14 protein-coding genes are annotated in these 14053 nt (G+C 35.6%); 8 read left to right on the top strand and 6 right to left on the bottom strand.

Going from position 1 to position 14053, the window contains the following annotated elements:
- The first annotated feature begins 85 nt into the window (after positions 1 to 85).
- The 6 genes from JM172_RS02505 to JM172_RS24665 all read left to right on the top strand — a co-directional run bounded on the left by JM172_RS02505 (position 86) and on the right by JM172_RS24665 (position 7889).
- On the top strand, positions 86 to 3394 hold the full coding sequence (locus JM172_RS02505; protein ID WP_352222761.1) for a cellobiose phosphorylase: 3309 nt from the start codon (positions 86 to 88) through the stop codon (positions 3392 to 3394).
- A 25-nt stretch (positions 3395 to 3419) separates the two neighbouring features.
- On the top strand, positions 3420 to 4745 hold the full coding sequence (locus JM172_RS02500) for a glycoside hydrolase family 30 protein (RefSeq protein ID WP_483297238.1): 1326 nt from the start codon (positions 3420 to 3422) through the stop codon (positions 4743 to 4745).
- Between the two features lie 140 nt (positions 4746 to 4885).
- Positions 4886 to 5821, top strand: a complete 936-nt coding sequence (locus JM172_RS02495; RefSeq protein ID WP_214480504.1) for an aldo/keto reductase — start codon at positions 4886 to 4888, stop codon at positions 5819 to 5821.
- A gap of 475 nt (positions 5822 to 6296) precedes the next feature.
- Positions 6297 to 7139, top strand: a complete 843-nt coding sequence (locus JM172_RS02490) for a GNAT family N-acetyltransferase (protein ID WP_214480503.1) — start codon at positions 6297 to 6299, stop codon at positions 7137 to 7139.
- 341 nt (positions 7140 to 7480) lie between these two features.
- Entirely contained in the window at positions 7481 to 7618 is a 138-nt protein-coding gene (locus JM172_RS24670) for a GNAT family N-acetyltransferase (protein WP_250886473.1), read from the top strand.
- Positions 7587 to 7889, top strand: coding sequence for a GNAT family N-acetyltransferase (locus JM172_RS24665; RefSeq protein WP_352222758.1), 303 nt, complete (start codon positions 7587 to 7589; stop codon positions 7887 to 7889). The genes JM172_RS24670 and JM172_RS24665 overlap by 32 nt, the downstream gene beginning before the upstream one ends.
- A gap of 115 nt (positions 7890 to 8004) precedes the next feature.
- Here the strand turns inward: JM172_RS24665 and JM172_RS02480 are convergent, their stop codons facing one another.
- Entirely contained in the window at positions 8005 to 8826 is an 822-nt protein-coding gene (locus JM172_RS02480; RefSeq protein ID WP_214480713.1) for a Cof-type HAD-IIB family hydrolase, read from the bottom strand.
- A gap of 396 nt (positions 8827 to 9222) precedes the next feature.
- Between JM172_RS02480 and JM172_RS02475 the strand changes: the two genes are divergently transcribed.
- Positions 9223 to 9720: a DoxX family protein gene (locus JM172_RS02475; protein ID WP_214480502.1), complete on the top strand. Its 498-nt coding sequence runs from the start codon at positions 9223 to 9225 to the stop codon at positions 9718 to 9720.
- A 116-nt stretch (positions 9721 to 9836) separates the two neighbouring features.
- On the opposite strand, the gene JM172_RS02470 is transcribed toward JM172_RS02475, so the two are convergent.
- The 3 genes from JM172_RS02470 to JM172_RS02460 all read right to left on the bottom strand — a co-directional run bounded on the left by JM172_RS02470 (position 9837) and on the right by JM172_RS02460 (position 11476).
- Positions 9837 to 10028, bottom strand: a complete 192-nt coding sequence (locus JM172_RS02470) for a YfhD family protein (RefSeq protein ID WP_214480501.1) — start codon at positions 10026 to 10028, stop codon at positions 9837 to 9839.
- Between the two features lie 274 nt (positions 10029 to 10302).
- On the bottom strand, positions 10303 to 10434 hold the full coding sequence (locus tag JM172_RS02465; protein WP_214480500.1) for a YfhE family protein: 132 nt from the start codon (positions 10432 to 10434) through the stop codon (positions 10303 to 10305).
- 133 nt (positions 10435 to 10567) lie between these two features.
- Positions 10568 to 11476, bottom strand: a complete 909-nt coding sequence (locus tag JM172_RS02460) for a TIGR01777 family oxidoreductase (RefSeq protein ID WP_214480499.1) — start codon at positions 11474 to 11476, stop codon at positions 10568 to 10570.
- Positions 11477 to 11567: 91 nt separating this feature from the next.
- On the opposite strand from JM172_RS02460, the gene recX reads away from it, so the two are divergent.
- Entirely contained in the window at positions 11568 to 12395 is an 828-nt protein-coding gene (recX, locus tag JM172_RS02455; RefSeq protein WP_483297235.1) for a recombination regulator RecX, read from the top strand.
- A 414-nt stretch (positions 12396 to 12809) separates the two neighbouring features.
- On the opposite strand, the gene JM172_RS02450 is transcribed toward recX, so the two are convergent.
- Both JM172_RS02450 and JM172_RS02445 read right to left on the bottom strand, forming a co-directional pair.
- The gene (locus tag JM172_RS02450) at positions 12810 to 13262 is read right to left on the bottom strand and encodes a hypothetical protein (RefSeq protein ID WP_214480497.1); all 453 of its coding nucleotides are present in this window, start codon (positions 13260 to 13262) and stop codon (positions 12810 to 12812) included.
- A gap of 101 nt (positions 13263 to 13363) precedes the next feature.
- Positions 13364 to 14035 (bottom strand): SDR family NAD(P)-dependent oxidoreductase, encoded by a 672-nt coding sequence (locus JM172_RS02445; protein WP_214480496.1) that lies wholly within the window; start codon positions 14033 to 14035, stop codon positions 13364 to 13366.
- Positions 14036 to 14053 lie beyond the last annotated feature (18 nt).

Below are 14053 nucleotides of genomic sequence, written 5' to 3'. Positions count from 1 at the left end.
CTCCCTAAAATTTTGTAACCGAATACAAAATTATATATCTAAAGATGTGCTTATAGCAAAGGTAAAATAATGATGAGAAATAAAAATGAGGGTTGAAGGAAAAGGAAATTTTCCTACGATTGGTAGGTATGTGCAAAATAGAGGTCTACGATATTTTGCACTAGGACAAGTAATTTCAATAACATTAATTGAGGTGTTAATTATGGAAAAATACAAATTTGATAATGAAGGCTATTTTGTCATTCAAGATTACGATAACGCAAAAACTTTTTCAAGCTTCTTACCTGGGGTAGCAGGTCTTTACGGTGTTCCGATGTGGGCATTTTATGTAAATCGTGGACAAGCTATGGTGTCTTTTGGTGTTCAAGATAAAAACCATGCGATTACAGAATTTTTTCCGGCAAACCAAGCATACCAACGTGTATCAATGAATGGTTTTCGTACATTTATTAAGGTTAAAGGTGAAGCTGGTGAATCTATCATTGAGCCGTTCTCTTCCTACGGCGGTTCGAATGGTAAAGGTAGGAGCATGAAAATAAAAGAAAACGAATTAAAGATTGAAGAGATTGACGAAGTAAGTGGAATTAAAACGGTAGTCACATATTTCACGCTTCCAAATGAAAACTTTGGTGCATTAATTCGTAAAGTTGAGATTGAGAATATTTCTGACAAAGCAGTGCAAATGGAGGTTCTTGATGGCCTTCCAGCAATTATTCCATTTGGAATAGATGATGCAGCTTATAAAGCAGTTGGGAATACACTAAAAAGCTGGATGGATGTATTTAATCTCGAGAATAACATCCCATATTATCGTGTACGATCATCAACTAATGACACTGCAGAAGTTGAAGAAATTACAAAGGGGCATTTTTATTTAAGCTTTGTAAATGATGGTGAGCTGTTATCCCCTATTGTAGATGGAGATCTAATCTTCGGTCACAATAGTTCAATGTCATATCCTAATATGTTTGAGCAGTATACTGTTTCGCAATTAGTTGATAAGACTCCAATTACAAGCAACAAAGTGCCGTGTGGATTTTCAGCATTTGAGGCGTCGTTGCAACCGGATGAAAACGTTGTCTTAAATACAATCATTGGTCATGTGAACGACATAGAAATTGTTAATAACAAAAAAGATGAGATTGTTACTTCCAAATTTATTAATTTAAAATATGAAGAAGCAAAAACGATCGTGAATGATATAACTGAAGATGTTACGACTAAAACTGCTCATCCGTTATTTGATGCATACAGTAAACAAAGCTATTTAGATAATATTTTGCGCGGAGGGTATCCGATTACACTTGGAACTGATCAAAATCCATTTGTTTACTACGTGTACTCTCGAAAGCATGGAGATTTAGAACGAGACTATAACTTTTTCTCCCTTGCGCCAGAATTTTTCTCACAAGGAAATGGGAATTTTCGTGATGTAAATCAAAATAGAAGAAATGATGTGTTCTTCCATCCAGAGGTTGGAGATTACAATATTAAGCTATTTATGAGCCTTGTCCAAGCTGACGGTTACAACCCACTAGTAGTAAAAGGTGCAAGCTTTGAGCTAGTTGATAAGACTGATATGGAGTGGCTTAGCGAGTTGTTTACTTCTCTAGAAGATAGTCAATTTATGAAGCAAAAGCTAAATAAGACGTTCACACCAGGAGATGTATTACAAACAATTGTAGATAAACAACTGTCTCTATCAACTTCTCTAGAGGACTTTTTAACGGTTATACTCTCTAAAAGTAAACAAAACATTGAAGCTGAATTTGGTGAAGGTTATTGGATGGATCACTGGACATACAACCTTGATTTAATAGAAAATTATTTAAAAATATTCCCAGAAAATAAAGCTTCATTACTGTTTAAAGACCAATCATATAAATATTTTTATAGCCCTGTGTTCGTCAAGCCAAGGTCTGAAAAGTACGTACTTGCGAACGATAAAGTTCGACAGTATGGAGCGATACTTGAAGAAGAGCAAGCCACAAGTGGAAATTGGTTAACAACGAAAAGTGGAGAAGAATATACAACAAACTTGTTTGTGAAATTATTTAATTTGAGCCTCGTGAAATTTGCTACATTAGACCCATACGGTATGGGAGTTGAGATGGAGGCTAACAAGCCAGGTTGGAATGATTCAATGAACGGCTTGCCAGGGCTTTTTGGATCTGGTATGAGTGAGACATTTGAATTGAAACGACTGCTTCAATTTGTGAAGGTTGCTGCTGCAACATCTGAAGAAAGCTCGATTTCACTTCCAGTTGAAGTGCATAAACTGTTTGAAAGCGTGAATAAGGCAATAAATGAGTCTATTACAAATTCTGTAGATGATTATCATTATTGGAATGCTGTTACATCTGCACGCGAACAGTATCGAGAAGCTATTCGCTCAGGCTTCAGTGGGGAAGAATCAGCTGTTTCTTTAGCTACTATAGAGGAAATGGTCACGATTTATTTAACTAAAATACACAAGGGGATCACTAAAGCAAAAGAGCTTGGAAATGGTCTAGTACCAACATATTTCTACTTTGAGGCAGAACAATATGTTGAGAGAACGACAGCTGATGGCTCATTAATTCTGAATGACAAAGGTCAACAGCTAGTAGAAGTAACGTCATTTACGGTTCACACATTACCACATTTCTTAGAAGGTCCTGCAAGAGCATTAAAGAGTATGACAAAACAAGAAGCATCAGATACTTATACAAAAGTGAAGGCTTCTGACATGTTTGACCGTGACTTGAAAATGTACAAAACATCAAGCTCACTTGAAGATGAAACATTCGAAATTGGTCGTTCTAGAGCATTTACCCCTGGTTGGCTAGAACGTGAATCTATCTTTATGCATATGGAGTTCAAGTATATATTGAGTGCATTAAAAGCAGGTCTATATGATGAGTTTTTCGAGGATTTAAGAACTGCCTTACCACCATTTATGAATCCTGAGGTGTATGGAAGAAGTGTACTAGAGCATTCATCATTTATTGCTAGTAGTTGTAATCCAGATCCAACTGTACACGGACAAGGATTTGTAGCGAGATTAAGTGGAACAACAGCTGAATATTTAACGATGTGGCAAATGATGATGACAGGTAAAACATTATTTACTGTCGAGGAAGGGCAACTAATGTTAACGCTGCAGCCTATACTTCCAGAATGGTTATTTGATGATAACAATCAAGTTGAATTTACTTTCTTAGGGAAGACAAAAGTTACTTATCATAACCCGAATCGCAAGGATACATTTGGTGAGAACGGTGCAAAAATAGCAAAATATGTGTTACACAGTGATAACTCTTCTGTCGAGGTACAAGGTGAGAAGGTGGAAGAGCAATATGCAATGCAAATCCGTGAAGGAAATGTTAACAAAATAGACGTACATTTAAACTAAATCTTGAGGTGTAAAAACTATGCAAATGAAAGTCATACAAACAGCAAAGAACAGTAACGAGCGTTTTGAAGATAAAGGAACAGTAGAGCTTTTAGCTGGTCAACCGAAGTCTAATAATGTCCTAACGATCGATAAGAGTACACAATATCAAAAAATCATTGGATTTGGAGGAGCCTTTACAGAGGCCGCTGCTTATACATTGTCCCAAATTCCAGAAGAAGAACGTAGGAGCATCATTGAAAGCTATTTTCATCCTGAGAAGGGTTTAGGGTACTCACTTGGAAGAACACATATCCATAGTTGTGATTTTGCACTTGAGAACTATACGTATGTAGAAGAAAATGATAAAGAACTGACAACATTTTCAATTGATCGTGAACATAAATATGTTCTTCCATTAATAAAGGATGCTATTAGTTCAAGAGGTGAAGAGTTGACAATACTATCTTCACCTTGGAGTCCACCAGCGTGGATGAAAACAAATAATGACATGAACCATGGGGGCAAATTAAAAGAAGAATACTACAAAACATGGGCTCTTTATTACACAAAATACATTAAAGCAATGGAAGAAGAAGGTATTAACATTTGGGGTATTACTGTCCAAAATGAACCAGAAGCTACTCAGGTTTGGGACTCATGTCGTTATACTGCTGAGGAAGAAAGAGATTTTGTTAAAAATTATCTAGGACCTACAATGGAAGAAGAAGGCCTAGGGCACAAAAAGATTATCATTTGGGATCATAATCGGGATATTGCATATGAACGTGCAAAAACAATTCTCTCAGATTCTAATGCTGCAAATTATATTTGGGGAACAGGCATCCATTGGTATGTCTCTGAGGAATTTGAAAACTTATCAAAAATTCATGCTGATTTTCCTGATAAGCATCTTATTTTTACAGAAGGATGTATCGAAGGTGGCGTACAGCTTGGTGCATGGCATACAGGGGAACGTTATGCTCGAAACATGATTGGTGATTTTAATAATTGGCTTGAGGGCTGGCTTGACTGGAATATCGTGCTAAATGAACAAGGTGGGCCAAATCATGTAGGTAACTATTGTGATGCACCTATTATCGTTAATACAAAAACAGGTGAAGTCCATTATAATAGCTCATATTATTATATTGGTCATTTCAGTAAATACGTTAAGCCAAATGCAACAAGAATTGGACATGAATTAAATAATGATTCACTACAAACAGTTGCATTTCAAAATGAAGACGGTTCAATTGCAGTAGTTATGATGAACGCTACTGACAAAGATGAAAGAATTAGTATTTTATTAGATGGTAAACATTCAGAGCTAGTATTACCAGAGCATTCAATTACTACAGTACTTATATAAACAACGAGGGCTATCATATAGAGTTAATAATAAAACGGGAGAAAGTAACTATACGTGAAATAATAGTACTTTCACCCGTTTTTCTTGTTATATTCGACAAACCTTCGAAAAAGAGCCTAATAGAATGAAAGGTGATTAATATGAACTATAGAGAGCTAGGGAAGACAGGAATACAAGTATCAGAGGTAGGCTTCGGTGCATGGCAATTAGGCAACAAACAAGATTGGGGGAAAATGAGTGAAGAGTACGCGGTTCAACTAATTCATGAAGCAATTAGTCAAGGTTGTAATTTTTTTGATACAGCTCCTAACTATGGGTTAGGGAAAAGCGAAGAGTTACTCGGCAAAGCGTTGGAGGGCAAGCGAGATCAAGTAATTATTAATACTAAATTTGGTCATCATCCTAATAATGTTCAAGATTTTGATGTGAGTTTATTAAGACAATCTCTTGAAGCTAGCTTAAAGCGTTTAAATACTGATTATGTCGATTCGATCTTATTGCATAATCCTCCATTTGAATTTCTAAATGGAAATAGTCCGCATTATGAATTGCTAGAACGTTTAAAAGAAGAAGGAAAAATCCGTGCATATGGTGCATCGGTTGATTCCAGCCGTGAATTATTTGAATTACTAGAAACAACAAACAGCCAAGTGATTGAAGTCATGTATAACATCTTCCATCAGGAGCCCGCAAAAGCATTCCAACTAGCAAAAGACAAAGGTGTTGGTCTTATTATTAAAGTCCCACTAGATTCTGGTTGGCTTTCTGGCAAATATAATGCACATAGTACATTTGAAGGTGTACGCAGCCGTTGGTCGAAAGAACAAATTGAAACAAGAGCAAACTTATTGACGCAGTTATCATTTTTAACAGCTGATGGAGCAACTATGGCACAGGCTGCCTTACGTTTTATTCTAGCTAGGTCTGAAGTATCAACCGTAATCCCTGGGTGTAAAAATATTGAGCAATTGACAGAAAACGTATCAGCAACTGAGATGGTATTGTCGGATGAGGATGTAAAACAAATCCGACACCTTTGGGAGAAAGAACTTAAAGATCAGCCGTTACCTTGGTAATTTTATTGTTAGGTTTTTTAGCTAAAGCTGTTTTCGAATAGATTTTTTGTTATCGTACTAAGAAATAAATACGAATACACAAAGCATTCGTGGTAACTTCTCTCATTTAAAACGTTACATTAGTCTAATTAGCAACAAATTTTATGAAAGAGCCTTACTTAATGACCCTAACCTTTATAGGCAGGGTCATTTTAATTAGTTAGGGCAGAGTCGCGACCAGTTGCCTGATGTATTGTTTTTTAACTAGAATAGGGAAACCTTGACTAGATAATACTTAGAAAATGTTTTAAGTGAAGGCGTTTCTCATAAATTTTGTTACTGAGAAAGAAAAGATGCAAAGAATGGTAGTTATATTCGAGTTTAACTCGTATTACGAAAAGCAACAATTATAGCGAGGTAAAAAACAATTATACTAATTTCGTATATATTATCATTTTATTGATGCAGATATAATTGTAAGACAGGAGGAGACGCTATGATTACTGAATTAGATAAGGTTGATTTTATTAAGTGTAAATCGTTAGTTAGTGAACAAGGACAGGTAGAGGCTTCAGCAATTATTGAAGGAAATAATCCAGGTCGCATATTTGTAGATAATACCATATCTCCTTCATCTGGAGTCATTTGGTTAGGGAACAATGATGGATTTATCTTTTTTGGAAACCCTCATAATGAAGAATTTAATTTGAACCTTAATAAATTTATAGATACTAAGATTTTACCAGAAGCTGTTGGATTAGGGTTGGATTACTTTGAAGCAATGGCCACTCATTCTGGCTGGAATAAGACACTAGAAAATGTATTTAAACAAAGAGAATTGATGAGCTGGAATCAAAGAGTATATAAGCTGAGAAAGGATCACTTCAAACTAGAGAATGAACCAACTGTCGATCAAGATTATATGACAATGAAAGTGACAAAATCTATGTTCGATAACAGTGAAGTCCCTATTAAAAACATTGAATTTTTACGAGCTAAAATCTTGGAGTTTTGGGAAACACTAACTGATTTTTTTAATAAGGGAATTGGTTATTGTATTGTTCATCAAAATAAAATTGTAAGTTTATGTATATCAGGATTTGTAGGTCATAACGTTCATGGCATAGCTATTGAAACACTAACTGCGTATCAAGGAAAAAAGCTTGGGCAAAAAGTAGCACATCAATTTGTTTATCATTGTCTTAAAAATAGTATCGTGCCTTATTGGGATTGCATGGAAATGAATAAACCTTCAATTGCTGTAGCAGAAAGTGTTGGCTTTACATTAAAGTGTGATTATATCGGTTACGAATTTTTATTAGTTAAAAAATTGAAATGAAAGAAGGGAAGAGTAGGTATGATAGAATGTGTAATTACAAAAATTTCCCCAACCTAGAGACAGAAAGACTGTTTTTAAGACAAGTAAATGAAAAAGATGTAGCGTTTGTATATAAGCTATTTAGTTAGGCTCTTTTCGTAAGGAAAGTTATTATTTATCCAAAACTACAACAACAAAAAGGTTTTCTGAAATTGTCACCGTTTTATAGAAGAAAAGATGCCCCAAACGTTATTCATATTCGTGTTTAGTTCTTTTTACGAAAAGGAACAACTAATGCGTAAGTAGCCTCTAGTAACGAAGAAGTATGTAAATATCTATATGATGAAGAATTGTATACGAGTATGGATGATGCAAAAGAGTTTATAAGAGATTATAGTCATGCTGAGGCAAAAGGTCGAAATAGATGGTGTATCGTTAGAAAAGAAGATAATCAACAATTAGGTACATGTGGATTCCATTGCTGGGACCGACCGTTATAATCATATTGCGGAAATTGGCTATGATTTATGGCTTGATTATTGGGGGCAAGGATATATGAAGGAAGCCTTGACTACTACGATTAATAGTGTCTTTAACAATATGAATCTAATTAGAATTAATGCATTTGTAGCGATAGAGAATGATCAATCTAAATATTTACTAAAATCTTTAGGGTTCCAAAATGAAGGAATCTATCGTGAAAAACACTTATATCGTGGGAAGAACTATGATCATTACTCATATTCACTATTAAAAAGAGAGTGGGTGTGAACACTACACTGCTCATTAACTTGCAACCTATGTCACTTCGCCATATCATCTAAAGAAATGAACCTTCCAGTGAAATGGCGAAGAATAGGGTGTATACACTCTGATTGTTCGTATTCTATACGAGTGAAACTTTATTGATAACATATTCCTCTACAACCTGTGCTACACCATCATTCATATTTGTATCAGTAACAAGGTCTGCTTTTGCTTTGATGTCATCAGGAGCATTACCCATGGCTACGCCAAGACCAGCAAATTCAATCATCGTAAGGTCATTATAGCTATCACCAAATGAGATCACTTCTTCTTGCTTTATTCCGAGCTGCTTAATGAGGAAATCTAAACTGGCTCCTTTTGTAACACCTAAAGATGTAAATTCTAAGAAAAAAGGTTTTGATCGCAGGACACATAATTCCCCAGCTAGCTCAGCTTGTAGCTTGTTCTCTACTTCTATTAACCTTTCAGGCTCTGCTAACATTAATGTTTTCACGACAGAATCACTGACTGCCTCTTTGAAACTGCTTACTTGTTGCACTGGTAATCCTGTTAACTGACTTTCGATGGTGGAAAATTTATTTGGTGTTTCTGTCACAATTGAATCTCCCACATACGTTAAGATTGCAACTTCTTCCCGCGCACTTAAATCGTACAAACGGTGAGCCGTTTCTGGTGAAAGTACATTGCTATATAATTCTTCTTTTGTATGGCAATCAATGATTTTTGCTCCATTATATGACAGAATATAACTTCTGAATTTTTCTAGCTGAAGCTCTGATGCAATTGGAAGCATTCCAAATGTTGGACGTCCAGAAGCAAGAACTACTTTCACGCCAATTTCTTGTGCCATCATTAATGCATTTTTTGTGCGGGGGGATATAGTTTGATCATCTCTGAGCAAGGTATCGTCTAAATCAAGTACAATCATTTTATATTGAATAGTCATCTTGGTAGTTCCTTTCTTGTTTGCTTGAACTCTATTATACTACTACAAATAAACAATTATTAGAAATGAAAAAAATAGTACATTTTTATAGTAATGAAAATGTATTAAAAGCAATATAATGTATTAGCGTATACACTTATGTTTCCTAGGATCTTATACTTGTACAGTTGTACATAATGAAAAATATATAACAAGTTGAGTGATGTTATGAAGAAACTGTGAAATGATGTTACATTATATTGTAGATATAATGCTAATGGTATATATTAGAAATGAGGAAGATAAAATAATAAACTTTCTCTTTTTCAAGGGTATTGGTTTAGTCGCATATTGAGTGGTTTAGTAAGATTACATGTGAAAACATTCACAAACCAAAGGAGTTGAATAATGATGTCTTGGATAAAGGGTCCTAAAATGGCTGTTTTATGGACATTACTTAGAATTTGGTTAGGGGTACAATGGATACAAGCAGGTTGGGAGAAAGTTACAGGTGAATTTGATGCGTCTGGTTATCTGCAAGGTGCTATCGGTAAAGCTTCAGGAGATCATCCAGCTGTACAAGGGTGGTATGCAACATTTTTAGAAAATGTGGCGGTTCCTAATGTAGGGTTATTTAACTTTTTAGTAGCTTGGGGGGAACTATTAGTTGGCATAGGACTAATCTTAGGTGCTGCAACTATTCCAGCATTAATTGCAGGAGCATTTATGAACCTAAATTTTTTATTAGCTGGAACAACTAGTACAAATCCGATTCTATATACTGTAGCATTTATATTATTAGGCGTAGGGACAGCAAGCTATTATTGGGGTGTCGATCGGTTTGTAATTAATTACGTTAGAAACCGACAAGGAAAAGAGAACATTAATTTTAAGCAATTACCTAAATAGTCGTGTAAAAGGTCTGAACCTTTAATTTATACACATCGTGTATAGTGAAGTTCAGACCTTTAGTTTGATTTTATTAAAGTAAACTAACCCAAGCTGGGAGTTATAGCGTTTAGCACTTAACCTTTTTGTCTAGCTTTACTTTGTCTTATGCCTGCTGCATCTGCACGGGCTTGAGCTTCTAAATCCTCTTGATCAGCCAGCTCCCGTGAAAATTCCTCGTTAATCCCATCAAACTTCAAATTTCTAGGGACTTGTGGAAGACCTGCCTTGTTTTTATCTCGCGAATTTTGTCCACGACTTCTACCCATAATACGATCACTCCTGTTAATTATTTTAAGAACTAAACTTTTTAATTTAACTGTAAAGCTGTTTCGATGTGTTGACCTTGTTGCTGTTAACAATTAAATCCGTATACATGCAGTATTCATAACGACTTTTCTTTATTAACAATAACAGTCTTTAAAAACTCTAAAAAACACTACAAAAGATTCTTTAACAAACATTAATAGGGTGAACAGATTTAGGTAAAATATGCATGATAAAGCTACAGTTTTTTGTCAAGGCTGTTTTTCAGAGTCATCGTTAATGATGGGCTTGTTTACTTGTGAATCCACCAGCTTGATCAGCCATTTTAAAATCTCTAGCATAAGAAACTTCTTGTGCATTACTTAATGTGCTTTTTGTCTTATCGCGTCTTTTTTTTCTGTCTACCATCATTCAACCCCCTTTTTCAGGTAAGTATTTTTAGTGTCACCATACATATGATTATCAATGCATAAATCATTGAATCCTTTTTCATATGAGTATCTCTTTGTTAGGTTAAATCATGCAAGGTGATGGTAAGTAGTTATTTCACTAGCAATGCTGACAACGCATCCTCTAAATGCTGATAACGAAATGTAAAACCTTCTGCTGTAAGGACATCTGGCAAAACTTTTTGCCCTTCTACAATAAGCATACTCATTTCTCCGAGTAGTAGCTTAAGGGCGATAGCTGGCGCAGGGAGCCAATGAGGTTTTCTCAAAGCTTCTCCTATTTTAATGCCAAACTCTTTCATCGTTTCAGGGTTAGGTGCAGTAATATTAACTGGCCCGTGCACGTTTTTATTACTAATAACGTAAGCGATAGCCTGACATACATCATCGATATGAACCCAAGATAGCCATTGCTTTCCTGAACCCACAGTCCCTCCGATAAACAGCCTGTATGGAGTCGTCATCTTAGGTAATGCACCTTCACTTTTTCCGAGGATAATTCCGAACCGAGCAAATACTGTTCGGACATTATATGACTGTAAATCATTAGCCGAGTTTTCCCATGCTGAAACTGTCTTTGCGAGGAAATCAGTTCCGATGTTTTTATCCTGTTCTGAAAAAGTAAGAGCTTCTGATGTACCGTAGATACCGATTCCACTTGCATTTACTAAAATATCAGGTTTTATTTCTAAATTTGCAATGATTCTAATTATTTCATTCGTGGCTTCGAGTCGACTATTAACAATTCTGTTTTTACGTTTTTCAGTCCACCGACCACTATTAAGAGACTCACCCGCTAAGTTTATAAAAGCAGTCATTCCGTTCAACTGACTCTCAGGGTTACTATCATCATTAAGCCATGTCACGTAGTGTATAAGTGGATTATTATGAATTAAATTTTCCTTTCTAGTTAAAATGAAGCATTCATGTCCTTGATCAACAAAATATTGCGTAATTGCTTTACCAACAAACCCTGTACCACCAGCAATTGTTATTTTCACTCCGCTCACTCCTAACCATTAAGTACTATTTTCTTCATTATAAATCGTATACTCCTTTTAACACTAATTTTTTGCTAAAATTAAAGGAGGGGTGATAAGTTTGGCTTTTATTACAAAAATAGTTACGCAAAAGAAGAACTCGGATCGATATAATGTTTATCTCGATCGAGGCAAAGGTGAAGAATATGCATTTAGCGTCGATCAAGATGTTCTTATAAAATATAATCTTACAAAAGGCAAAGAAGTTGATGAGCTAGATGTTGGAGAAATTCAGTTTGCAGATGAAGTGAAAAAAGCTCATAATGTTGCATTAAGATATTTGTCATATCGAATAAGGTCGATTAAAGAAATTGATGATTATTTGAAAAAAAATGAAGTCCCAGAGCAGATCATTCAAGAGGTCGTACATAAGTTACAAGAAGCTAATTATGTAGATGATGAGCAATTTGCGTTGTCTTACGTACAAACACAAATTAAAACGTCTATAAAAGGTCCTGATAAAATAAAAAGAGAATTGAAAGAAAAAGGAATTTCGGCAAAGTATGCAGAAAAAGCAATGAATACGTATACTACTGAGTTGCAAATTCAACACGCAATGAAACATGCCGAGAAAATATCTAAACAAAGTGCTAAGCTTTCAATATTAAACATAAAACAAAAAATTGAACAAACTTTAGTTCGAAAAGGGTTTTCTTGGGATATTATACAAATTGTAATTGTAGAGATTTCACAAATTTCTGGCCAAGAAGAAAATAATGAATTGGAGGCGTTACAGCATCAAGCTAACAAGATAAACAACCGTCTGAAGAAATATACCGGATGGGAATATGAGCAAAAGTTGAAGCAAGCACTGTACCGCAAAGGATTTTCTATTGAGTTAATTGAGGAATTTATTCAAAAGAATAAGCCCATTGAGTAATAGGTATAAGACTAGAAGACAAAAAGCGTCATTAAGTGACTTTTATTACGTGTCGGGGATGAACAATCTGCTCTGCATTTCTGGTTGTCCAGCTTCCAGCACCTATCCACTCGAGGTCACTTCACCATTTCATCTGAAGGCAAAATACGCCTTCTAATGAAATGCTTCCAGTGCTTGTCGGGGATGAACGAGGCGCTGCCGCTTTTATATTGTCCAGCTCCGCCTCCTAGCCTCTTAAGTCGTTTCAGCTATTCAACAGAAGACAAAAAGCGTCTTCAGTCAATAGCTTCCAACGCTTTTCGAGTCTAAACAATCGGCTCTGTATTTCAGGTTGTCTAGCTCCAGCACCTATCCACTCGAGGTCACTTCACCATTTCAAGGCAAAAAACGCCTTCATAGTCTTTGACTCCAATGCTAATCGTGTATTTGACTCGTAAATACGGTGAATTGACCCGTAAATACGATGATTTGACCCGTATAACTGAGTAATTGACCCGTAAATACGGTGATTTGACCCATATAACTGAGTAATTGTCCCGTAAATATAGTGATTTGTCTCATATTGATTTGACCCATATAACTGAATAATTGCCCCGTAAATACAGTGATTTGACCCATATAACTGAGTAATTGACCCGTAAATATAGTGAATTGACTCGAATAACTGAATAATTGACCCGTATACGGTGAATTGCCCGTAAATACGGTAAATTGACCTGTAAATACGATGATTTGACTCGTATAACTGAGTAATTGACCCGTAAATACAGTGATTTGACCCATATAACTGAATAATTGACCCGTAAATACAGTGATTTGACCCATATAACTGAATAATTGACCCGTAAATATAGTGAATTGACCCATATAACAGAAAATTTGACCCGAAATATGGACGATGAAATTCCACTGCTAGCAAAAGCCGGGGCTAGTGTTAGGTAAGAATTGAGTTCGCTTTACTTTCCTCATCACTCTATAATAATTTCTGGACGACCGTCGTCTAGTTCAATGATTTTTTGTGCAACTTCTGAAGGTGACCGAAGGCGATTTTTATCCTTAATATGGTCGGATTCTTCCCAAAATGGTGTGTCCATACCACCCATATATACAGCTGTCAATGATACAGAAGTATGTTCTAATTCTTTAATTAAACTCTCAGTGAAACCTCTAACAGCGAACTTACTAGCTACATAAGCAGATTCGTTCACTTTTCCTCGCAAACCGGCGGTGGATATAATGTTCATAACTTTGGCTTTTGGTAATGATAAAAGATAAGGTAGGCATGCCTTTGTTAAATTGATAGTTCCAGTTACATTTGTTTCAATCATATCATTAATATTTGAATATGTTAGGTCTGTTAAGCTACCGAAGTAACCTATGCCAGCGTTGTTAATAAGCGTTGACACATTATATTCCTTTAATAGATTAGGAATTTGTAATTCGATTTCATTACCGTTGCGTATATCCATTTTGTATACAAAGGCACGTCCGCCAGCTTCATTGATCATAGATTGAACTTTGTAAAGCTTATCTAGTGATCGGCCAGTTAAGACAATATTCTTTCCACTTTGACTGTATTGGACGGCAAGTTCTTGCCCTAAGCCGGAACCAGCTCCAGTAATTAAGATTGTTTCTGTCATGTTGAATTCTCCTTATGC

Origin of the sequence: Bacillus sp. SM2101 (genome assembly GCF_018588585.1) — a bacterium.
GTDB lineage: Bacteria > Bacillota > Bacilli > Bacillales > SM2101 > Nanhaiella > Nanhaiella sioensis.
Note: the sequence above shows the minus strand (reverse complement) of the source record. Positions and strands in the feature narration are given on the sequence as shown.